The 23,785-nt window shown below is 72.6% G+C and carries 11 protein-coding genes; 7 read left to right on the top strand and 4 right to left on the bottom strand.

The features are described 5' to 3' along the window. The first annotated feature begins 170 nt into the window (after positions 1 to 170). From AB0D29_RS29990 to AB0D29_RS29980, 3 genes are all read left to right on the top strand, one after another. Positions 171 to 3,542, top strand: coding sequence for a helicase-related protein (locus AB0D29_RS29990; protein ID WP_362858502.1), 3,372 nt, complete (start codon positions 171 to 173; stop codon positions 3,540 to 3,542). A 77-nt stretch (positions 3,543 to 3,619) separates the two neighbouring features. Then, complete coding sequence (locus tag AB0D29_RS29985; protein ID WP_362858501.1) at positions 3,620 to 6,481, top strand: DUF1156 domain-containing protein; 2,862 nt, start codon at positions 3,620 to 3,622, stop codon at positions 6,479 to 6,481. Then, complete coding sequence (locus AB0D29_RS29980; protein ID WP_362858499.1) at positions 6,481 to 9,891, top strand: Swt1 family HEPN domain-containing protein; 3,411 nt, start codon at positions 6,481 to 6,483, stop codon at positions 9,889 to 9,891. Before AB0D29_RS29985 ends, AB0D29_RS29980 begins: the two co-directional genes overlap by 1 nt. Before the next feature lie 73 nt (positions 9,892 to 9,964). Here AB0D29_RS29980 and AB0D29_RS29975 read toward each other — a convergent pair whose 3' ends face one another. The 3 genes from AB0D29_RS29975 to AB0D29_RS29965 form a co-directional block, all read right to left on the bottom strand. Beyond that, a complete protein-coding gene (locus AB0D29_RS29975) occupies positions 9,965 to 11,410 on the bottom strand; it encodes an aldehyde dehydrogenase family protein (RefSeq protein ID WP_362858498.1) in 1,446 nt (481 codons plus the stop codon). Between the two features lie 197 nt (positions 11,411 to 11,607). Next, a complete protein-coding gene (locus AB0D29_RS29970; RefSeq protein WP_362858497.1) occupies positions 11,608 to 13,188 on the bottom strand; it encodes a PucR family transcriptional regulator in 1,581 nt (526 codons plus the stop codon). 196 nt (positions 13,189 to 13,384) lie between these two features. Next, positions 13,385 to 15,751: an ATP/GTP-binding protein gene (locus AB0D29_RS29965; RefSeq protein WP_362858495.1), complete on the bottom strand. Its 2,367-nt coding sequence runs from the start codon at positions 15,749 to 15,751 to the stop codon at positions 13,385 to 13,387. 237 nt (positions 15,752 to 15,988) lie between these two features. Here AB0D29_RS29965 and gabT point away from each other — a divergent pair, with 237 nt between their 5' ends. The 4 genes from gabT to AB0D29_RS29945 all read left to right on the top strand — a co-directional run bounded on the left by gabT (position 15,989) and on the right by AB0D29_RS29945 (position 21,977). Continuing rightward, positions 15,989 to 17,335: a 4-aminobutyrate--2-oxoglutarate transaminase gene (gene gabT, locus AB0D29_RS29960; protein ID WP_362858494.1), complete on the top strand. Its 1,347-nt coding sequence runs from the start codon at positions 15,989 to 15,991 to the stop codon at positions 17,333 to 17,335. Positions 17,336 to 17,501: 166 nt separating this feature from the next. Beyond that, complete coding sequence (locus AB0D29_RS29955) at positions 17,502 to 18,356, top strand: phosphatase PAP2 family protein (RefSeq protein ID WP_362858493.1); 855 nt, start codon at positions 17,502 to 17,504, stop codon at positions 18,354 to 18,356. Next, entirely contained in the window at positions 18,290 to 20,716 is a 2,427-nt protein-coding gene (locus tag AB0D29_RS29950) for an AAA family ATPase (RefSeq protein ID WP_362858491.1), read from the top strand. Before AB0D29_RS29955 ends, AB0D29_RS29950 begins: the two co-directional genes overlap by 67 nt. Next, positions 20,697 to 21,977: a hypothetical protein gene (locus AB0D29_RS29945; RefSeq protein ID WP_362858490.1), complete on the top strand. Its 1,281-nt coding sequence runs from the start codon at positions 20,697 to 20,699 to the stop codon at positions 21,975 to 21,977. Before AB0D29_RS29950 ends, AB0D29_RS29945 begins: the two co-directional genes overlap by 20 nt. On the opposite strand, the gene AB0D29_RS29940 is transcribed toward AB0D29_RS29945, so the two are convergent. After that, positions 21,962 to 23,764: a glycosyl hydrolase family 18 protein gene (locus tag AB0D29_RS29940; protein WP_362858489.1), complete on the bottom strand. Its 1,803-nt coding sequence runs from the start codon at positions 23,762 to 23,764 to the stop codon at positions 21,962 to 21,964. The genes AB0D29_RS29945 and AB0D29_RS29940 overlap by 16 nt on opposite strands. Positions 23,765 to 23,785: the final 21 nt, after the last annotated feature.

Raw genomic sequence — 23,785 nt, 5'->3', positions numbered from 1 at the left:
GGACACGGCGACGCCCGCGCCGGCATCTTCACTCATCTGTCCGAACCTCCCCGGACGGGGCGAGCGGCCGACCGGCGACTTTCATGATCGAACAGGGCGGACGATCACCTCCTCCTCGATACGATGAAAGCGCCGGGGCAGCTCGGCGCCCGGCCGAAGAGAAGGGCTCCATGCGCGCCGATGATGTCCAGCCCGACATCCGCCCGACCGGGCTGTCGTCGGGTACGGTCACCGCCTCGCTCCGGCCGGAGGCACCGCGATCGCGGTGGTCGTTCGACGCCGACCCCGCCCGGTTCCGGCTGGCCGCCGAGGCGCTGCGGATGCGGCACGCGGGCCTGTCGGAACCCATGCCGGCGGTGGAGAGCAGCGACATCGACCCCCTGCCCCACCAGATCCGTGCCGTCTACGGCTCCATGCTGAGCCGGCCCGGCTCCCTGCGCTTCCTGCTCGCGGACGACCCCGGAGCCGGAAAGACGATCATGGCCGGCCTGTACCTCAAGGAACTGCTGCTCCGCGGGGACGTGCAGCGCTGCCTGATCGTCGCGCCCGGCGGCCTGGTCGAGCAGTGGCAGACCGAACTGGCGGAGAAGTTCGGGATCGAGATGACCGTCCTGAGCCGCGACCTCGCCGAGGCCGACGGCGACGGCGACCCGTTCCGTCACCACCCGATGCTGATCGCGCGCATGGACCAGCTGGCCCGCAACGACGAGTGGCAGGCGCTGCTCGCCGGGTCGGAGTGGGACCTCATCGTCGTGGACGAGGCCCACCGCATGAGCGCCTCCTGGTTCGGCGGCGAACTCAAGCGCACCCGCCGCTACGAACTGGGCCGGCTGCTCGGCGGGATCACCCGGCACTTCCTGCTCATGACGGCGACCCCGCACTCCGGATCGGAGGCCGACTTCCAGACCTTCCTCGCCCTGCTGGACCCCGACCGCTACGACGGCCAGTACCGCCAGGGCGTGCACTCCACCGACACCACCGGACTGATGCGCCGGATGGTCAAGGAGGACCTCCTCACCTTCGAGGGCAAGCCGCTCTTCCCCGAGCGGGTGGCGCAGACCGTCGCGTACACCCTCTCCCCGCAGGAGATGCTCCTGTACGAAGAGGTCACCGCGTACGTGCGGACGGAGATGAACAGGGCCGAGCAGGCCGACGGCAGGCGGCGTACGGTCGGCTTCGCGCTCACCGTCCTGCAGCGGCGCCTGGCGTCCAGTCCCGAGGCGATCCACCAGTCGATCCGACGCCGCATCGCCCGCCTGCGCACCCACCGCGAGCAGACCCTGGCGGGCCCGTTCGTTCCCCCGCCCGGGGCACTGTCGTTCGACCCGGACGACTTCGACCCCGACGAGCTGGGCTCCGCCGAGCTGGAGCAGCTGGAGAACGAGGTCCTGGACTCCGCCACCGCCGCGCGCACCGCGGCCGAGCTGGACGCCGAGCTCGCGGTCCTGGCCCGCCTGGAGGAGATCGCCCTGCGGGTGCGGTCCTCGGGCGAGGACCGCAAGTGGCAGGAGCTGCGCTCCCTCGTGCTGAAGGCGCGTGAGGACGGTCTGAACGGGGCCGGGCGGGCCCCGCTCAAGCTCATCGTCTTCACCGAGCACCGCGACACCCTCGACTACCTCGCGGGCCGCATCACCACCCTGCTCGGCGACGACGACGCCGTGCGCACGATCCACGGCGGGACCGCGCGGCAGGCGCGCCGGGAGATCCGCACCGAGTTCACCCACGACCCGCACTGCCACGTCCTGATCGCCACCGATGCCGCCGGCGAGGGCCTGAACCTCCAGGCCGCCCACCTGATGGTCAACTACGACCTCCCCTGGAACCCCAACCGGATCGAGCAGCGCTTCGGACGCATCCACCGCATCGGCCAGCGGGAGGTCTGCCGGCTGTGGAACCTCGTGGCCGCCGGGACCAGGGAGGGCCAGGTCTTCCAGCGGCTGCTGACCAAGATCGAGCAGCAGCGGCGCGCCTACGGCGGCAAGGTCTTCGACGTCCTGGGAGAGAACGCCTTCGCGGACGAGCCCCTGCGCGACCTGCTCATGCGGGCCGTCCGCTACGGCGAGCGGCCCGAGGTCCGGGCCCACCTGGACCAGGTCATCGACAAGTCCGTCTCCGACGGCCTCCGGGAACTGATCAGGGAACGCGCCCTGGCCACCCCCGAGATCGGGCTGGAGGAGCTGGCCGGGCTGCGGCGGCGGATGGACGAGGCCCGGGCCCGGCGCATGCAGCCGCACTTCGTGCAGGCCTTCGTCATGGAGTCCCTGCGCGCCCTGGGCGGGCATGCCTCCCGGCGGGAGAAGGACCGGTTCGAGCTGACCCGAGTACCCGCCGTCCTGCGCGAAGGCGGGCGTACGGTCAGCCCGCGCTACGCGCGCGTCACCTTCGATCCGTCGGCCGTGGTGCTGGCCGGCCGCCCGGACGCCGAGCTCATAGCCCCCGGTCATCCGCTGATGGACGCGCTCGTCAACGAGGTCCTGGCCCGGTACGGCGACACCCTGACCCGCGGGACCACCTTCCTGGACCGGACCGCCACCACTGCCCGGCTCGTGTTCACCCTGCTGGAAGAGCTCTCGGACGGGCACGGCACCGCGATCGGCAGGAGGTTCGCGTACGTCTGCGTACAGCCGGACGGAACCGCGCAGCCGGCCGGCCCCGCCCCGTACCTCGACCTGTCCCTGCCCACGGGCCCGGACCCCGGGCAGCACACCGCGCCGGCCCGGGCCGTCGCCGCCGAGCTGTCCTCGGCGTGGCTCGCCGAAGGGGTGGAGAAGATCGCCCGGGACTGGGCGGTCGAGCACGGTCTGCCCGAGCACCGCGCGGACGTCGTCGCCCGCGTCATCCCGGCCGTCGAGCGCACGCGCAAGCTCGTGCGCCGGCGGCTGATGGCCCAGATGAACTACTGGGACGGCGAGTCGATCAAGCTCGCGGAGGCGCAGGCGGCCGGCAGGAGGATCCGCGTCTCGCCGGCCACCGCCCGCGAGCGCGCCCTGTCGCTGGAGGCCCGGCTCGAGCGCCGCGAAGCCGACCTCGACCTCGAGGCCCAGGTCAACGTGCACCTGCCGCAGATCGTCAGCGCCGCGCTCGTCCTGCCCGCCTCGGTCCTCCCCGGCCCCGCCGGCGCACCTCCGGCTCCCGACGGCTTCGCCTCGGACACCGCCGTCACCGAGCGCCGGGCCGTCGACGCCGTACTGGCCGCCGAGCGCCGGCTCGGCCGGGTGCCCGAGGAGATGCCGCACTCCAACAAGGGCTTCGACATCCGGTCCCTCATGCCCGACGGCCACCTGCTCTTCATCGAGGTGAAGGGCCGGGTGCTGGGCGCCGACACCTTCACGGTCACCACCAGCGAGGTCGGCTGCGCCAAGAACGCCGAGCCCCGCTACCGGCTCGCGCTGGTCGCCGTCGACCCCGACACCCCCGACGGATCCAACGACCAGGTCCGCTACGTGCTCGACCCCTTCGCCGACCTCGTCCTCGACAAGTACGTCGACGACCTGCGCCGCAAGTGGAAGGCCGAATGGGAACGCGGTGTGGAGCCCCTCTGACGCACAGCAGCCCCCTTCCCTCCGCTCGAAGGCCACCCGAGGCACGGTTCGAGCGCCTCGGAAACTAAATTGAGTAGGTGAACACCGCAGTGCAGCCCGGAACGCCGTCAGGTTCTGTCCCCCGACGCAAGCTCATCGAGGTCTCCCTCCCGCTGGAGGACATCAACGCCGAGTCGGCCCGAGAGAAGTCGATCCGCCACGGACACCCGTCCACGCTGCACCTGTGGTGGGCCCGCCGTCCCCTGGCGGCCGCACGGGCGGTGCTGTTCGCCCAGCTCGTCGACGACCCCTCCTCGCATCCCGAGCTGTTCCCCACCGAGGAGGAGCAGAAGAGGGAGCGCGAGCGCCTGCACGGCATCATCCGACGGCTGGTGGTCTGGGAGAACATCAGCGACGAGGGCCTGTACCGGGAAGCCCACGAGGAGATCCTCAAGAGCACCGGAGGGAACCCGCCGGCCGTCCTGGACCCCTTCGCGGGCGGCGGGACGATCCCGTTGGAGGCGCAGCGCCTGGGCCTGGCGGCGCACGCCAGCGACCTCAACCCGGTGCCGGTGCTGATCAACAAGACCCTGATCGAAACCCCGCCGAAGTTCGCGGGACGGCCCCCCGTCTTCCCGGGCGTGGAGGAGAGCCGCATGGGCCCCTGGCCCCGCGCCACGGGCCTGGGGGAGGACGTACGCCGCTACGGCGCGTGGATGCGGGACCGGGCCCAGGAGCGCCTGGGGCACCTGTACCCCACCGCTCGGGTGCCGGTTGCGGGACGCGACGGCGAGCCCACGGGGAAGACCGCCGAGGCCACCGTCATCGCGTGGATCTGGGCCCGTACGGTGGCCTGCCCGAACCCGGCGTGCGGCATCCGCATGCCGCTGGTGCGTTCCTGGTGGCTGGGCAAGAAGAAGGGCAAGGAGGCGTACGTCGTCCCGACGGTGGTGGACGACGCGTCGGCGCCCGGCGGGCGGCGGGTGGCGTTCGGTATCGGTCACGACCCGAAGCAGGCCCCCACGAAGACGCACGACGGGACCATGACGAGCAGCAGGGGCGCCACCTGCGTCGCCTGCGAGGGATTCGTCGAGCTGACGGCCATCCGGTCCGAGGGAGCCGCCGGCCGGATCGGCGTACAGCTGCTCGCCGTGGTCGCGGAGGGCAACCGCCGCCGCATCTACCTGGCCCCGGACGAGGAGCACGCACGGGCGGCCGAGGTCCCGCGGCCGGACGACGCGCCCATGGGGTCCATCGCGACGAACCCGCGCTGGTTCTCGCCGCCCCAGTACGGCCTGACCGAGTTCTCCGACCTGTTCACCGACCGTCAGCTCACCACGCTGATGACCTTCACCGACCTCATCGGCGAGGCCCGCGAGCAGGTGCTCGCCGACGCCCTCGCCGCGGGTCTGCCCGCAGGAGAGCGGCTGGCGCAGGGCGGTACGGGGGCCGAGGCGTACGCGGACGCGGTCGCCACGTACCTCGGCCAGGCGGTGAGCCGCCTGTCCTCCACCAACTCGTCGCTGTGCCGCTGGAACTCCGCGCCCTCGAAGGAGAGCGTCTCCGACACGTTCTCCCGGCACGCACTGCCCATGCTCTGGGACTTCGCCGAGGGGAACACGTTCTGCAAGGGACCGTGTGACATCGAGTGGAGCGCGACCTGGGTGTCCCGGGCCCTGGACATGCTTCCCGCGTCCACGCACGGCACGGTCACCCAGGCGGACGCGGCCGGCCGTGACTACACGGGCCTCCTCGTGTCGACGGACCCTCCCTACTACGACAACATCGGGTACTCCGACCTGTCGGACTTCTTCTACGTCTGGCTGCGCCGGTCCCTGCGCGGCATCCACCCGGACCTGTTCCAGACGATGCTCGTTCCCAAGGCGGAGGAGCTCGTCGCGAACCCGTACCGGCACGGGAGCAAGGAGAACGCGGAGGAGTTCTTCGAGAACGGGTTCCAGCACGTCTTCGCGCACGCCCGGGAGACTGCCTCGCCCGACTACCCCATCACCGTCTTCTACGCCTTCAAGCAGGCCGAGCTGGAGAAGGAGGGCGTCGCCTCCACCGGGTGGTCCACCTTCCTGGAGGGCATGGTCCGCAACGGCTGGACCATCACCGCGACGTGGCCCGTCCGTTCGGAGCGCGGCGGCCGGATGATCTCGGTGGGCACCAACGCCCTCGCCTCCTCGATCGTGCTGGCCCTGCGGCCCCGCGAGACGACCGCCCCCGCGACGGACCGCACGGGGTTCCTGGCGGCGCTGCACGCCGAGCTGGACGAGGCGCTGCCCCGGATCCGCGAGGGCGCCATCGCGCCCGCGGACCTGCGGCAGACGATCCTCGGCCCCGGCATGGCCGTGTTCTCCCGGTTCTCCCGGGTGCTGGAGGACGACGGCTCCACGATGTCGGTGAAGACCGCGCTGGCGCTGATCAACCAGACCTTCGACTCGCTGCAGAACGAGCACGACGCCGAGCTGGACGCCGACACCCGTTTCTGCCTGGACTGGTTCCGTTCCTACGGCTGGGACACGCGCCCGTACGGTGACGCCGAGTCGCTGGCCGTACCGCTGGGCCTGTCGGTGGACGGGATCGCCCGCGGCGGAACCCTCACCTCCGGCGCCGGGAAGGTCGCCCTGGTCAAACCGCAGGACCTGGACCCGCGGTGGGTGCCGGCCCACGACGACCGGCTGTCGCTGTGGGAGGTCACCTGCCACCTGGCGCGCGCGTACGCGACCGAGGGGCGCGAGGACGCCGCCCGGCTGATGTCCGAGGTGAAGGGCAGGGTGGACCTGGACGAGGTCAACCGTCTGGCCACCCGCCTGTACGAACTGATGGAGTCCCAGGACTCCTCGACCGCCGGCCTGTTCAACGGGCTCGGCGGCGCGTGGGCGGACGTCTCCGCGACGTCGACCACGATCCGCCCGGCCGCTGTGGCCGAGATGCTCTTTGGGGAGGAGATCTGATGGCGCTGACGAACAACGAGAAGGTACTGCGCAGCTTCGACCAGCTGCTGGAGGGCATGCGTCCGTGGGTCGACACGCGCATGTCCGCCCAGGCTCCGGCCGGGAAGGACTGGATCGAGCTGATCTCGGCCGAGGACACGGCCAAGTTCGGTGCGGCCAAGACGTACTCGCGGGAGGACGTGCGGTTCCTGCTGCGCGTCGTCACCGAGCGCTGGAAGGTCTTCGAGAAGGACCTCTCCCGCCCGCAGTCCGCACTCGCCTCCGAGCTGCGGGAGACCGCGAACGCGGCGCACCACGGTCAGAAGTTCTCCTCGGACGACACCTACCGTGCGCTGGACACGATCGAGCGTCTGCTGACGGTGATCGGCGCCGCTGACGAGGCCGACGCGGTGGCGAAGATGCGCATGGAGCACCAGCGGGAGGTCTTCGAGAAGCAGACCCGCAACCGGCTGATGCGCGAGGCGCAGGCGGTCAGGGTGGCCGGCATGCTGGCCGGTACGGCGATCAAGCCGTGGCGCGAGGTCATCCGGCCGCACGCCGACGTGATCCGCGGGCAGTTCTCCGCCGCCGAGTTCGCCGCCGACCTGTACGCGGTGGCCCATGGCCACACGGCGGCGCCCGAGTACCTGGACCCGGCCGAGTTCTTCTCCCGCACCTACCTCACCAGCGGTCTGTCCGACCTGCTGACCCGGGCGCTCAAGCGCCTCTCCGGGGACGCCGGGGCGAGCCCGGTGGTGAACCTGCAGACCCAGTTCGGTGGCGGCAAGACGCACTCGATGCTGGCCCTGTACCACCTGTTCTCCGAGGGACTGGCCACGAGCGCGCTGTCCCAGGGCGTGCAGGACGTCGTGCACGCCGCCCTGCCCGCGGCCGAGGACGACCCGCTGCGGTCCCTGGACGTGCGGCGGGTCACCCTGGTGGGCACGAAGCTCTCCCCGAGCCAGCCGATCGTCAAGGACGACGGCACCCGGGTCCGCACGATCTGGGGGGAGCTGGCCTGGCAGCTCGGCGGGCGCGCGGCGTACGACCGCATCGCGATGGCCGATGCCACCGGCACCGATCCGGGTGACGCCCTGGACGCCGTCGTGCGCGACGTCGTCGCCGACGGCAAGAGCGTGCTGATCCTCATCGACGAGTGGGTGGCCTACGCCCGCCAGCTGGTGGGGCGCGACGACCTGCCCGGCGGATCCTTCGCCACGCAGCACACCTTCGCCCAGCACCTGACCGAGATGGCCAAGTCCGTTCCGGGCGTCATGCTCGTGGTCTCCATCCCCGCCTCCGACTCCCTGGACAACGGCGGAGGCGGCTCGGCGCTGGAGGTGGGCGGCCCCAACGGGCACGTCGCCCTGGAGACCCTGCAGCACACCATCGGCCGCAACGCCGACGACTGGCGCCCGGCGAACAACATCGAGTCCTTCGAGATCGTGCGCCGGCGCCTGTTCGAAGAACCGGATGCCGTGGCCCTCGCGGACATCTCCGCCGTGGCCAAGCAGTACGTGAAGTACTACCAGGAGAACACCGGGTTCTTCCCGCGCGAGACGACCACCGGCGAGTACGAGCAGCGCATCCGCGCGGCGTACCCGATCCATCCCGAGCTGTTCGACCGGCTCTACGAGGACTGGTCGACGCTGCCGAAGTTCCAGCGCACCCGCGGTGTGCTGCGTCTGATGAGCGTGGTCATCAACGCGTTGTGGGCGGCCAACGACACCACACCGCTCATCACGCCGGGCGCTGTGCCCGTCCACGACACCCAGGTCTTCAGCGAGATCACCAAGTACCTCGACGACAACTGGAAGCCGGTGGTGGACAAGGACGTCGACGGCGAGGGGGCCACCCCGGTCCAGATCGACCGCGAGCGTCCCTCGTTCGGGCAGCGGGCGCTGACCCGGCGCGTGGCCCGGTCGGTGTTCATCGCGACCGTCCCGACGCTGCGTTCGGCGCACAAGGGCGTCGACATGCAGCAGCTGCGCCTGGGCACCGCGGTACCCGGCGACGTCATCAACCACATCGGTGACGCCCGCGCCCTGCTGGGCCAGCGGGCCACGTACTTCTACGAGGACGGCGACCGCTCCTGGTACGACCTGGCGGCCTCGGTCTCCCGGGTGGCGGCCGACCGGGCCGCCGGCTACGGCGAGGCCGACGTGCACGCCACGATCGTCGAACGCCTGGGCGCCATGGCCAAGGCGCCCAAGGCGTCCTTCGGCGCCGTGCACGCCGCGCCCCTCGACACCGGGGACATCCCCGACTCCGAGGTCCTCAAGCTCGTGGTGCTGCACCCGAGGTTCACCTGGGGCAAGGACGCCTCCACCGCCGCGGACTTCGCCGAGCGCCTCCTGAGGGAGGCCGGCAACGGGCAGCGGCAGCGGCGCAACATGCTGGTCATGGTCGCCGCCGACCGCGAGACCTACCCCGAGCTCGACGGGGTGGTGCGCGAGTACCGGGCCTGGCAGTCCATCGCCGACGAGGCCGAGGAGCTCGAACTCAGCGCCCAGCAGCGCAAGCAGTCCGTCACCCGGGCCCGCCAGCTGGACGCGGCCGTCGACGACCGCGTCCGCGCGGCCTTCACCGCGGCGCTGGTCCCGACCGAGGTGCCCGGCCAGAAGCCGACCATCTCCTTCACCCGTGTCGCCAAGGACGGCGGGCCGCTGGCCGAGCGCGTCACCGCGGCGCTCAAGGCCAAGGGGTGGATCACCCCCGTGCTGGGGGCCACGCTCGTGCGCATGGCCCTCGACGGCGCCCTGGCCAACGCCTGGGGCAAGGGGCACGTGCGGTTCGGCGACCTGTGGTCCTGGTACACGCAGTACCCGTACCTGAAGCGCCTGCCCAACCGGCAGGTGCTCGAACAGGCCGTGCTGAGCGCCGCCGACGTCCTGCTGTGGCAGCAGGACGCGTTCGCCCTCGCCGACGGCTACGACGAGAGCGCCGACGAGTACCGCAACCTGTGGATCCACGGTGACGAGCCCGAACCCGGTTTCGTCACCGACGACACGCTCCTCGTCCAACCGGGACGCGCGGTGACCCAGCGTGCCCGGGTCGTCGCCACCCCGCCGGCCGAGCCGGTCCTCCCGGCGGAGGGCGCCGGCCACGGCGGGACGGGCACCCCGCAGCCGGGCACCGTCACCCCGCGCCCGGCGGGCGCCGGCCCCCAGCCCCCGATGCCGGCGGCCAGGAAGGCCGCGCGGAGGTTCTGGGGCGTCAAGACCCTCAACCCGAACCGCCCGGCCGCGGACTTCGCCAACATCCAGCAGGAGGTGCTCGCGCACCTCGAAGCCGCCGACGGCGTACGGCTGGAGGTCCGCATCGAGATCACCGCGACCACCGCCGACGGGTTCACGGAGCAGCAGGTGCGCACCGTCCGCGAGAACGCCGTCCAGCTGAAGTTCGAGGACAGCGGCTTCGAGGAGAACTGACACCGGACACGAAAAAGACGGCCGGAGCCCCCGCACAGTGGGCTCCGGCCGTCGGCCTTGTGGCCGTACGAGATCAGATGTCGAGGCCGGTGAGGACCAGGACCCGCTCGTACGTGTAGTCGTCCATCGCGTAGCGGACGCCCTCGCGGCCCACACCGGACTGCTTGACGCCGCCGTACGGCATCTGGTCGGCGCGGTAGGACGGCGCGTCGCCGACGACCACGCCGCCGACCTCGAGCTCGCGGTGGGCGCGGAACGCCGTCTGGATGTTCCGGGTGAAGACGCCGGTCTGCAGACCGAACTTCGAGTCGTTCACCGCGGCGAAGGCCTCGTCGGTGTTCTCGACCCGCTGGAGGGTCAGGACCGGGCCGAAGACCTCCTCGGTGGCCAGCTTGACGCCGTCGGGCACGTTCGCGATCACGGTGGGCTCGTACGAGGCACCCTCGCGCTTGCCACCGGTGAGCAGCTTGGCTCCGGCGGACACGGCCTCGTCGACCCAGGACTCGACACGCTGGGCGGCGGCCTCGGAGACGAGGGGGCCGACGTCGGTGGCGGAGTCGGACGGGTCGCCCGTGACCTGTGCCTGGACCTTCGCGACGACCTTCTCGACGAGGCTGTCGTAGACGGAGGCGTCGGCGATCACGCGCTGCACGGAGATGCAGGACTGGCCGGCCTGGTAGTTCGAGAAGGTCGCGATGCGGGTCGCGGCCCAGTCGAGGTCGGCCTCGGAGGACCAGTCGTCCAGGACCACGGCCGCGGCGTTGCCGCCGAGCTCCAGCGTGCAGTGCTTGTGGGGCACCGACTGCTGGATGGCGTAACCGACGGTGTCGGAGCCGGTGAAGGAGATGACGGGCAGGCGCTCGTCCTTGACCAGGGCGGGCATCTTGTCGTTCGCGACCGGCAGGACCGACCAGGAACCGGCCGGGAGGTCGGTCTCGGCGAGCAGCTCGCCCAGGATCAGCCCGGAGAGCGGGGTGGCCGGGGCCGGCTTGAGGATGATCGGCGCGCCGACGGCGATGGCCGGGGCCACCTTGTGGGCGCACAGGTTCAGCGGGAAGTTGAACGGCGCGATGCCGAGGACCGGACCCTTGACGAAGCGGCGGGTCAGCGCGAGCCGGCCGACGCCGCCGGCGTCGGTGTCGAGGCGCTGGGCCTCTCCGCCGTTGAAGCGGCGGGCCTCTTCGGCGGCGAAGCGGAACACGGACACCGCACGGCCGACCTCACCGCGGGCCCACTTGATGGGCTTGCCGTTCTCGGCGGAGATCAGCTGGGCGATCTCCTCGGTGCGCTCGGCGAGCCGCTTGGACACGTGGTCCAGGGCGGCGGCCCGTACGTGGGCGGGGGTCACGGAGAATTCCGCCGTCACGGCGTACGCCGCGGCCACGGCCTCTTCGACCTGCTCGTCGGTGGGCACGCTGACGGTGCCGACGATCCGGCCGTCCCACGGAGAGTGGACGTCGAAGCTGTCCTCGCCGGTGGCCTGGCGGCCGGCGAGCCAGAAGGCGTGGGTGGAAGTCATGCGAATCCCGGCCCTTCGGATGTGTGCGGTGGGCTTGTCCCCTCCACCGTAGGACTCCGCCGGCGTTTCGGCGTTTGTCCCTGATGGAGCGGCGGGTCGTCGGGCTTCGCCGCTTTGTCACTGTCGCCCCGCCGGGACCGGCTCCCGCCCGGCCGGCCTGAAGGCGCGTCGGGGCTACCGGGCTGCCGGGCTGCCGGCTACGACGGGGCCGAGGTGGCCTTGAGGGCGAGCCAGAGCTCCATGCGGACGTCCGGGTCCTCCAGGGAGCGGCCGAGGATCTCCTCGACCCGCTTCATCCGGTACCGCAGGGTGTGCCGGTGCACGCCGAGGTCGGCGGCGGCCGCGTCCCACTGGCCGTGGCGCGAGAGCCACGCCTGCAGCGAGGCCACCAGGTCGCCGCGGCCGGTCGCGTCGTGCTCCCGCAGCGCGCGCAGGGTGCCGTCCGCGAAGGCCCGTACGGCGTCGTCGGCCAGCAGCGGCAGGACCGAGCCCGCCGCCATGTCCTCGTGCTCCACCATCGGCCGCCCTCGCCGGCGGGCCACGGCGAGCGCCTGGTCGGCCTGCTTGAGGGCCGCCGCCACGCCGTCCGGACCGGCCGGGGCGGACAGGCCGACCACCAGTTCGTCCGGCTCGGGCCCGGCCGCGTCCAGGCCGCGCCGGGACTCCAGTGCCTCCGCGTGGTCCACGCACGCCTGTACGGCCGGACCCGCGTCGGAGGCCAGCACCATCAGCCGCCCCGGTTCCGGGACCACGAGCAGCGCCTCCCCCGTGCGGGCGGCCGCCGACTCCACGGCGTCGGCGAGCAGGGCCAGGCCCTCCGGCTGCGCCGTCCCGGGCAGCGCCGGCTCGGCGACGATCAGCCGGAACGGTGCCTCCAGCAGGTTCCCGTACAGGTCCCCGGCCACCGACCGCGCGTGCTCCGCCTCGCCCGCCAGCAGCATCCGCAGCACCGCCGCGCCCAGCCGGGACTCGGCGTCGTGCAGCGAGCGCGACCGCTCGGTGGTGAGGGTCAGCAGTGCGACCGCGGAGTGGACGGCGTACCGCTCGGCGGTGCCCAGCGGGGCCCCGGTGCCGACGGCGAGCGCGCCGCGCGCCCGCCGGCCCGTGCCCAGGGACTGGAGTTCGACGCGGTCCTCGGAGCCGCCGACCACCGCACTGGCGGGCGCCGGCCGCTCGCGCAGCCGCTCCACGTCGGGGGTCAGCCGGGCGGCGCGGCGCGCGGCCCAGTCGGGGGCGGCCGCGACGACGGCGCCCGAGGTGTCGTACAGCGCCGCCCAGCCGTGCACGTGCGCCGCCAGCTTCGCCAGCAGTTCGGCGGGCCCGTCGGCGGAGAGGGCGGCCCGGGTCAGCTCGCGCTGTGCCTCGAAACCGGCGGTCACGGCCCGGTACTGGTCCGCGGCGAGGGCCGCGGAGACGGCCTTGCTGATCGCCAGGAAGGGGGTCCGGCGCGGCACCTCCAGCAGCGGCATGTCCTCGGTGCGGGCCGCCTCGACCAGCGCCTCGGGAATGTCCTCGTAGTTCACGCCGATCGCGAAGCCGATGCCGACGACCCCGGCCGCGGCGAGCCGGCGTACGTAGCGGCGCATCTCCTCCGGGTCCTCCGCGTCCAGCTTCATCGCGGTGATCAGGAGCAGCTCGCCGCCCTCCATGTACGGGACGGGGTCGGCGAGCTCGCTGACGTGGGCCCAGCGCACGGGGGTGTCCAGGCGGCCCTCCCCCGCCCGGACACCGAGCTTGAGCGCCGAGTGCTGGACGAGTGAGGCGAGGGTGAGCGGCATCGGTTACCAGGGGCCTTAGCGGGAGGGGGCGGCGGGCACGGGGCGCTGGGGGCGGGAGCGGAGGAGCGGAGCGGAAGCGGAGGAGCAGAAGGGAAGAGCAGAGCAGCAGAGGAACAGAGCAGCCGCGGGCACTTTTCGCCTTAACGTATGAACGGCTCCCCTCGATTCTGCCACCCCGTACGGGTCGGGGCGCGGGTCAGGCCGCCGGGCCGACCCCGCCCTCAGCCAGTCGGACCAGCAGCGGAGCCGCCCGTTCCCCGCGCACCGAGGTCAGCGACAGCACCGCGTGCCCGGGCGGCACGGCGTGCGCCAGGTCCGAGGCGGACCACCGCTCCCGCTCCACCTGCCGGACGGTCACCGCGTCGGTGGTGACCGCCTTGCCGGTGACGAGCTTGCGGAAGGCGTGCATGGCGCGGGTCAGCGGCTGGTCGGCGAAGACGGTGCGGTGGGTGACGTCGCGGGTCTCCACCCACTCGGTGCCCCAGGCCTCGGCGAAGCGCTTGCCGTCCCAGGTGGTGACCCCGGAGAAGGCCACGCGGCAGCCGACCGCCCCGAGCAGCGGCGTCCGCAGCGCCTCGGGTACGTCGTCCAGCGTGCGCAGCGTGAGCAGTACGCCGGCGTGCGCCGAGCGCAGCCGCTGGACGCCCCGCACGGTCTCCGCGGTCAGGGTCTGCGAGGCGTCGTCGAGGGCGAGGAAGGCGAAGAGGGAGCGGTCGGTGCGGGCGGCCGCCGCGGCGTTGAACTGGGCGAGCAGCAGCCGGGCCAGGATCCGGGAGGCGTCGGCGTGCCCGCGTTCGGGCAGGTCGACGCGGACGCGCAGCGGGTGTTCCAGGGCGCGCAGCGAGAACGGCTGCCCCTGCCCGGTGGTGTCGAAGAACCCGGCGAAGGCGGGCCGGTCCAGCAGGGCCACCCGGTCGGCGAGGGCCGGTCCGGGGTCACTGTGGGCCCCGTGCTGGCGGGTCCGGGCGTCGAGCTCGCGCAGCATCGCGTGCTGACCGGCGAGGTCGCGGCGCAGGGCGTCGAAGGCGGCGGGCGCTTGGTCGAGGAGCTCGCGCAGCTCGGGAACGGCGGGGAAGCGGCCGTACGCCGCCCGGAACGGGCCGAGGAGCTGGGCCAGGGCGGTCGCGGCCCGGCGCACGTCGATCCCGGGGACGTCCCCGACGAAGGCGTCGGCGAGCAGGGTGGCGGCCTCGTCGGGGTCGGTGGCGCCGCCGTAGAGGTCGAGGTCGTAGACGGAGGCGGGGTCGCCGATGCGGACCACGACGTCGTAGCCGGTGTCCGGCCCGAGCGGGGCTCCGGCCGCGCCGACGGCGACGACGGCGGCCTGGCCGGCGAGCGCCTGCAGCATGAGGGACTCGACGACGGGCCGCACCAGGCGCTGGGTCTTGCCGCTGCCGGAGGGGCCGACGGCGAGGAGCGAGGTGCCGAGCACGTCGGGGTCGAGGGCGAATCCGGTGCCGCGGCGGGCGTACGGGTTGCGCGCGCCGTCCTCGACGGTGCCGAGCAGCACCTGCCGGGCCAGCAGATCGTGCCGGGCGGCGCGCACGGGCAGGTCCCGCGCGCCGGACGGGTGCACGCAGGCCCCGGCGCCCTTGTCGCGCACGGCCTCGGCGAAGGCCCGCATCCGGGAGGGGTCGACCCGCACGGAATCCCAGGCCCGCCGGATCCGCGCGTAGTCCACGTCGTTCATCCGCCCGGCCCCGGCCTCCCCCTCCAGCCTCTCGGCCACCTCCCCCAACCCAACCCCCCGCAACTCCGGCCACCGCGCGGGGTCCTCAGCCGGTTCCTCGGCCGAGGACGGCCCGGTGCGGTCCGGGGCCGGTCCAGCCGTCGAAGGGGCCGGGCGGAGGCGGCGCACCAACCGGAGCGCGCCGCCGAGCCAGGCGAAGGCCAGGAGTACGGCCACGTCGATCGTGGTCTTCGCCGCGTTGTCGAGCTCGAGGTTGGCCGCCGGGTCGGAGGTGTACGGCAGGAACGCGAAGACCAGCTGGCGGATCGGCAGCTGGTGGTTGTCGACGAGCAGGAGGGTGACGTAGGCGAGGGGGAGGACCGCGAGGGCCTGAACCCAGGGGCCGCGCGCGACGACCAGGCGGTTCCAGGCGGTCCGCCAGCTCCCGAGTCGGCCGAAGCCGTAGAGGAGTGCCGAGACGAAGAGCAGCTCGTAGATCGGCTTGGCCCGCATCCCGCCCGTCCCCATGACGGGCTCGCCGTTCGCGGAGTACCAGCTGTCGGGGGTGAAGAGGTTCAGCGGAGCGTCCCAGAACGGGATGTAGGTGTTGCGCATGAGGGACCAGACGAGGACGCAGGCCAGGAAGGAGATGACGGCGCCACTGGCCAGGGCCCGGTCCGGGGTCTGCGCGGCCTCCACAGCCGCGCGCGGGGTGTGACCGTACCTCCAGACGCCCGGCTCGGCGGCCGGGCGGGCCGTACGCAGCCAGTCGGCGAGAGTCGGTCCCCTGCCGGGGGCATGGCTGGGCTTCGGAGGGTGCGTCGGGGCGCCGGCAGGTCTCGGTACGTGACCTGCGCGGGTCGCCTGTCCCTCGTACGCACCGTCGGTGTCCATGAACCCCTGCCCCCTGCCCGTGCCCTGCGCTGCGGCGCTCAATCTAGTGCCCGGCAGGGGCCTTGGACCCGCACCTGGCCATGATCCACAAGATGCGCGGCACATCCTTCCTATGGCCGTCGCGGACAAGGACACGCGGAGATCACTACCGAACGGAGCATGCAGGACCCCCTCCCCCGGGCCTAGCCTGCGGACAAAGACACAAGTGCGTCCGAAAACACCCCCCAGGAGCCCTCTATGACCGCTGTCCCGCAGGAGCGCAAGATCGTCACCGCGATCCCCGGCCCCAAGTCGCAGGAGCTGCAGGCCCGCCGCCTCCAGACGGTGGCCGGCGGCGTGGGCTCCGTCCTGCCCGTCTTCACGGCCCGCGCGGGCGGCGGCATCATCGAGGACGTCGACGGCAACCGCCTGATCGACTTCGGCTCCGGCATCGCCGTGACCTCGGTCGGCGCCTCCGCCGAGGCCGTCGTGCGCCGCGCCTCCGCGCAGCTCGCCGACTTCACCCACACCTGTTTCATGGTCACCCCGTACGAGGGCTACGTCGAGGTCTGCGAGGCCCTCGCCGAGCTGACCCCCGGCGACCACGCGAAGAAGTCGGCCCTGTTCAACTCCGGCGCCGAGGCCGTCGAGAACGCCGTCAAGATCGCCCGCTCGTACACCAAGCGCCAGGCCGTAGTCGTCTTCGACCACGGCTACCACGGCCGCACCAACCTGACGATGGCGCTGACGGCGAAGAACATGCCGTACAAGCAGGGCTTCGGTCCGTTCGCCCCCGAGGTCTACCGCGTCCCGGTCGCCTACGGATACCGCTGGCCCACCGGCGCCGAGAACTGCGGCCCCGAGGCCGCCGCCCAGGCGATCGACCAGATCACCAAGCAGATCGGCGCCGAGAACGTCGCCGCGATCATCATCGAGCCGGTCCTCGGCGAGGGCGGCTTCATCGAGCCGGCCAAGGGCTTCCTGCCCGCGATCGTGAAGTTCGCCAACGAGAACGGCATCGTCTTCGTCGCCGACGAGATCCAGTCCGGCTTCTGCCGCACCGGCCAGTGGTTCGCGTGCGAGGACGAGGGCATCGTCCCGGACCTGATCACCACCGCCAAGGGCATCGCGGGCGGTCTGCCGCTCGCCGCCGTGACCGGCCGCGCCGAGATCATGGACGCCGCCCACGCGGGCGGCCTGGGCGGCACCTACGGCGGCAACCCGGTGGCGTGCGCCGGTGCGCTCGGCTCCATCGAGACCATGAAGGAGCTCGACCTCAACGCCGCGGCGAAGAAGATCGAGTCCGTCATGAAGGCCCGCCTGACGGCCATGCAGGAGAAGTACGACATCATCGGCGACATCCGCGGCCGCGGCGCCATGATCGCGATCGAGCTCGTGAAGGACCCGGTCTCCAAGACCCCGTTCCCGGAGGCGGCCGGCGCGCTCGCCAAGGCCTGCCACGCGGAGGGCCTGCTCGTCCTCACCTGCGGCACCTACGGCAACGTGCTCCGCTTCCTCCCGCCGATCGTCATCGGCGAGGACCTGCTGAACGAGGGCCTGGACCTCATCGAGGCCGCGTTCGCCGCCATCGGCACGGACGTCTGAGCGGACGTCCGAGCGGACGTCTGAGCGGACGGCTAGAACGTCCGAGCGCAGCGCCCCCTCCCTACCGGCGGTAACGGGCGGACGCTGTGAAGAAGCTGTGGGGGGCCGATGGCGGGAACGCGATCCTGCTGTCGGTCCCCCTTTCGCTGCCGTACGGTTTCTGCAGATGAGTGAGACACCCCGCTCACGGGAAACCGAGGGCGACACCAGTACCGGGCTTCCCCAGCACCGTATTGGGCATGCGTTCGCGCACACTCCTCACCGATCGGACAGCCGTTCGCCCCAAACCCCCCGGGGCGTGCGGCAACCCGGTCCGGGCGGCCGTCCCGGAACCACCCCCCCTGTTCCGGGACGGCCGGCCACTCCTCTCCTGACCGCCGCGCTCTGCGGCCTCCTCTTCTCCCTGATCACCTGGCAGGTGCTGGTCTCCGGCCCGCTGCTGACGCCGGATCACGAGCTGAGCCGCGCCCTGGTGCACACGGTCCCGGACTCCGTCACCGAACGCCTCTCGGACCTCGGCAACATCCCGGTCGCCGTGCCCGTCCTCGCCCTCGCCATGGCCTACGCCGTCCGGCGCGGCCGGCGCCTCGCCGCCGCAGCCGCGGGCCTGGCCATGGCCCTGGTCCCGGCCCTGGTCATCCCGTTCAAGGAGTGGACCGCCCGGCCGGGCCCCCTGGAACCCTGGGCCGCCGGCTACTTCCCCTCGGGCCACACCGCGACCGCGGCCGTCGCCTACATCGGCGCGGCCCTGCTGGTCCGCCCGTACACCCGCCGCCCCTGGCCGACGGCCGCCGCCCTCGCCCTCACGGCCGCCACGGCCGCCGGGCTGATCCTGCGCGGCTGGCACTGGCCCCTGGACGTGGCGGCCAGCCTCCTGATGTGCACACCCCTGCTGCTCGGCGTGGCCTGGGCGGGGGCGTACGGTCGTTCCGGTCGTCAACCGAGGGGGATCCGGTGGGGGAAGAGCAGTCGCAGCCGCGGAAGTACGCGCTCACGGTCGGGGGCCGACCGCACGAAGTGACCCTGTCGGACGGCAGGATCCTGCTCCCGGTCCACGGCCGCAAGATCCATCACGATCCGGCGTGCGGCCACCTGACGGATTCCGCCGAACTGAAGACCTTCCCCGATGATCCCGAGGGCCTGCTCTGGTGGCGGTTGCTCGACGCGGTCGACCCGGCCGCGTTCGCGCGCGGGATCGGTCTGGTCAACTCCCAGAACCAGCCGCTCGACGGCCTCTGCTCCTGCGTCCTGCGCCCGGTGAGCGCCGCCCGCGCGGATCTGCTGCCCTACTGCCCCGTCGAGTGGGCGGCCGAGGTGTTCGACGCCGAGCGCCACCGCGCCGCCGCCGAGGCCGCGGAGCGGGAGGCCGAGCTCATCCGCGGCCGGTTCCCGTTCGCCGACTGGGAGCAGCTGCCCCTGGAGCGCTACGCGCTCGGGCAGGGCAGCGGGAACGACACGTACTCGTACGTGATCGAGTACGGCAGCGCCCGGCTCGGCAGCATCACCGGCGGCTCCGCCATGAAGCACCTCGTCTACCGCCGTACCGACGGCTCCTGGTGGCACGACTCCCGCTACAAGGACGCCGGCGAGGCCTGGACGGCCGTGCGCGCCGGCATCGTGGAGGCCGTCCGCGCCGCCCGCGACGGCCGCGTCGGCGACATCGACTCCATGGCCGCCGTCCGGGCCGGCAACACCGTGATCGCCAAGACCCTGCACGTCTACGCCGGAGGGTCCGTGCTGCCCCTCTACGCGGACAACCTCGCCCGCCACTTCGTGGCGCTGCTGGCCGACGGCCCGGTACCGCAGATGCGCCCGTTCGAGCGGAAGTCCCATCTCAAGGAGCTGTTCGAGCGCACCGGCGTCTCCTCCGGCTGGTCGCCGGATCTCGCCGCCCGCTTCCTCCTGTGGTGGGCGCCGCCGCTGAGCGCGCCCCGGACCGTACGGATCGACGCCGCGGCGCAGGTGTGGCCGGACTGGCCGGCGCACGGCCACATCGCCGTCGCGACGGACGGGGACGACGTGGGCGACCTGCACCGGTTCGCCGACCGTGAGGAGTTCGCCGAGGCCTGCGCCGGCCGCCCGGGCCTGACGGACCTGTGGGAGTTGCTCGTCCTGCGCCCCGGCGACCGCGTCGTGGCGACCTCCGGGAACACCCGGGTCCTCGGTGTCGGCCGGGTCACCGACGACGGGTACCACTGGGACCCCGACGGCAGCGAGCCCCGCCACACCGTCTCGGTGCAGTGGGACGAGTCGTACGCGACGACCCTGGAGCCGCCCGTGACCTGGCGGCCGGGGTTCCTGGCGGAGGTCAAGCCGGCGGTGTGGGAGAGGATCGCGAAGGCCCGCTCGAAGAGCCTGGCCGCCGCCGGCCAGGAGGAGGCGCCCGCCGAGCCGGTGGCGGACGGCACCCCGCTCGACCCGGTTCTCCGGCGCATCGGGGACGCCCTCGACCGGCGCGGGCAGGCGGTCCTCTACGGGCCGCCCGGTACCGGCAAGACGTACGAGGCCCTGCGCTACGCCGTCCGCCGCGTCGGCGAGCTCGCGGACGACCTCCCCGGGGTCCATCCGTACGCCGAACCCGGCGAGGAGGCCTTCCGGGCGACGCACCGGGCGCTCGTCGAGGCGGACCGGCTCACCATGGTCACCTTCCACCCCAACTACGGCTACGAGGACTTCATCGAGGGCCTGCGCCCCGTGAAGGGGGCGGCGGGCCTCTCGCTGGAGGTGCGGGACGGCGTGTTCAAGCGGGTGTGCGCGCGGGCCGAGCGGGATCCCGGCCACACCTATCTGGTCCTCGTCGACGAGCTCAACCGCGGCAACCTGCCCAAGATCTTCGGTGAGCTGATCACCCTGCTGGAGAAGGACAAGCGGGGGTACACCGTCACGCTCCCGCTCAGCGGCGATCACTTCTCCGTACCGCCCAACGTCCAGCTGCTGGGGACGATGAACACGGCCGACCGTTCGATCCGGATGCTCGACTCGGCGATCCGCCGCCGTTTCGCCTTCCTGGAGCTGCTGCCGAACACGGAACCGTTGACCGACGCCGTGGTGGGACAGCTCGACCTGAAGGTCTTCCTCACCGAGCTCAACGCCCGTATCCGCGCCGGCCTCGACCGCGAGAAGCAGATCGGCCAGGCCTTCCTGCTGCCCGGCGGGGAGCCCGTCAGCACCCCCGAGGAGCTGGCGGCCGTGATCCGCGACGAGATCCTGCCGCTGCTCCAGGAGTACGCCTACGACGACTACGGCCTGCTGGCGGGCTTCCTCGGCACCGCCGTGATCGATCCCGTGGCGCACACGCCCCGGGATCTCGACGACGAGAAGCTCGTGTCCGCCCTGTACGAGGAACTCCAGGTCAAGGCCCATGCGACTCAGCCTGAATGAGTACGGCTCCCGACTGTTCCCCGAGGCCCGCCTCACTCCGGCGGACCGGCTGCTGCTCGCCGACGGCGCACTCGACGGCATGCTGCGCGTCCGGGAGCCCGCCGGGGGCGGGATCGAGGTGGAGGCCACCTCCCACGTCGGGGTGGTGCGGCTGGAGGCGTGCGAGATCCGGGTCCTGCCCAAGTACCTCGGGAGCGGCCTCGACGTCCTGCGGATGCTGGACTACGCCCGGGGCGGGACCGGGCGCCTCCTGCCGTCCGACCAGGATCTGACGGCGGGCGACCCGGACCTCCGCGACCTCGTGGCGCTCATGGTCACCGAGCACGGCGAGGGGCTGCTGCGCCGGGGCGTCCGGCGGGACTACCTCACCCGGGAGGACGACCTGCCCGCCGTACGCGGCCGGCTGCTGGCGGACCGCCAGCTCCTGCGGCACCACGGCCGCCTCGACCGCCTCGCCTGCCGCTTCGACGAGCACGACGCGGACATCCCCGACAACCGGCTGTGCTCGGCCGCCCTGGAGCGGGCCGCCCGCACCGCCCGGCTCCCCCGGGTACGGGCCCGCGCGCGGCGGGCCGCCGCGCAGTTCGCGCCGCTGGCGCCCACGCCGCTCGGGGACCTGCGGACGCTCGTCGCCGGACTGGAGTACCACCGGCACAACGCCCACTACCGGGCCGCCCACCAATGGGCCGAGCTGCTGCTCTCCGGGGGCGGCGTCGAAGGGCTCTTCGCCTCGGGGCCGCTGTCGTCCCGGGCGTTCCTCGTGGACATGAACAGCCTCTTCGAGGAGTTCGTGACCCGGCTGCTCACCGAGGGCGCCGCGGCCGGCGGGCTCGGCCTGCGCGTCGACGCTCAGTCCCGGCACCGGCGGGTGCTCTTCGACGAGAGGACGCGCACCCCCTACAGCGAGGTGCGGCCCGACGTCCTGGTCCTCGGCGATCGGGACGGGAAGCCCTTCCGGCTGCCGGTCGACGCGAAGTACAAGCTCTACGACGGCAAGAAGCTGTCGACCGGCGACCTGTACCAGGCGTTCCTCTACGCGCACGCGATCGGGAGCCCCGCCTCGTGCGTCCTGGTCCACCCCGGCGGGCCGGGGGCCGTCGGGGCGCGGGTCGCCGTACGCGGCTGGGACGGCGCCACCTCGGCACGGGTGCGGGCCGTGTCCCTGGACCTGCGCGACGCGCTCGCGGTGCTGGGCGGGCCGGAGCCGTCGGCGGCTCCGGCCCGGTTGTGGCGGGAGGTGCTGGGTCAGCCGCCGAAGTAGGCGTCGAAGTTCCGGCTGAACTCCCAGCCGCCGAAGCGGTCCCAGTTGATCGACCAGGTCATCAGGCCGCGCAGGGCGGGCCAGGTGCCGTGGGTCTGGTAGCTCCCGCAGTCCGTCTTCTTGGTCAGGCAGTTCAGGGCCTTGTTCACCTCGGCGGGCGGGGTGTGGCCGTTGCCCGCGTTCGTCGTGGCCGGGAGGCCGATCGCGACCTGGTCCGGGCGCAGGGCCGGGAAGACGCGGGCGGTGTTGCCGGCGACCGGGAAGCCGGTGAGCAGCATGTCGGTCATGGCGACGTGGAAGTCGGCTCCGCCCATGGAGTGGTACTGGTTGTCGAGGCCCATGATCGGGCCCGAGTTGTAGTCCTGAACGTGGAGCAGGGTGAGGTCGTCGCGCAGGGCGTGGATGACCGGGAGGTACGCGCCGGCGCGCGGGTCCTGGCCGCCCCAGGGGCCGGAGCCGTAGTACTGGTAGCCCAGCTGGACGAAGAAGGTCTCGGGGGCCATGGTCAGGACGAAGCCCTGGCCGTACTTGGCCTTCAGGGTCTTCACGGCCGAGATCAGGTTCACGACCACCGGCGTGGTGGGGGCCCGGAAGTCGGTGTCCCCGGTGGCGAGGGAGAGGGAGTGGCCCTCGAAGTCGATGTCGAGCCCGTCGAGCCCGTACTCGTCGATGATCTTGCTGACGGAGGAGACGAAGGTGTCGCGGGCGGCGGTGGTCGCCAGCTGTACCTGGCCGTTCTGGCCGCCGATGGAGATGAGCACCTTCTTGCCGGCGGCCTGCTTGGCCTTGATCGCGGCCTTGAACTCCGCCTCCGATTCCACGTTCGGGCACTCGGTGACCGGGCAGAGCCGGAAGCGGACGTCACCGGAGGTCACCGAGGTCGGTTCGCCGAAGGCGAGGTTGATGACGTCCCAGGAGGCGGGCACGTCAGCCATCCGTACGTAGCCGGAGCCGTTGGCGAAGCTCGCGTGCAGGTAGCCGACCAGCGCGTGCGCGGGCAGACCTCCCCCGCCGCCACCGCCGCCCGTCGTGGTCGCGGAGGCGGGGGCGCTCTGCGCGGACGCGCCCGCCGCGTTCACCGCGCTGACCCGGAAGGTGTACGTGGTGGACGCGGCGAGGCCGGTCACGGCCGCCGGGGCGGAGGCGACGGAGAACGGCGCGGCGCCGTCCCGGTGGACGGTGTACGAGGTGGCTCCGGGCACCGCCGGCCAGTTCAGGGAGACCGAGCTCGACGAGGTGGCGGTGGCCGTCAGGCCGGTGGGGGCGGCCGGGGGCTGGGGCTGGCCGGGGCCGCCGGGGTCGGGGCCGATCAGGGTGAGGTCGTCGGTGAGGTGGGCGGGCTGGCCGTACCAGCCGTGGGTGTAGACCGTCACCGAGGTCGTCGACGGGCCGGTGCGGAAGGTGGTGGTGAGCTGCTTCCACGCGCCCGGGGTCTGCGTCCAAGTCGACACGTCGGTGGCGCCGGTGCCGCTCGCGCCGAGGTAGACGTACGCGCCCTGCACCCAGGCGGCCAGCGTGTACGAGGAGTCGGGCTTGACGGTGACGCTCTGCGAGCAGCGGGCGTTGTCCTGTCCGGCCGGGGTGGCCCGGAGTGCGGAACCTCCGCTGTGGACGGGTGTGGTGACGACGGCTCCGCTGCCCGCCGAGCAGCTCCAGCCGTCGAGACCGGCCTCGAAGCCGCCGTTGCGTACGAGATCGGCGTCGGCCGCCGCGGCGGGCGGTCCCGCGGCGAGGAATCCGGCCGCGGCCAGGGCGGCGGCCGTGAGGAGGGACCAGGTTCTGCGCACAACTGCCTCCGGGGCATGGGG

This window comes from Streptomyces sp. NPDC048424, from assembly GCF_040651555.1.
GTDB lineage: Bacteria > Actinomycetota > Actinomycetes > Streptomycetales > Streptomycetaceae > Streptomyces.
The sequence above is the reverse complement of the archived record's forward strand: the minus strand, read 5'-3'. Positions and strand labels throughout refer to the sequence as shown.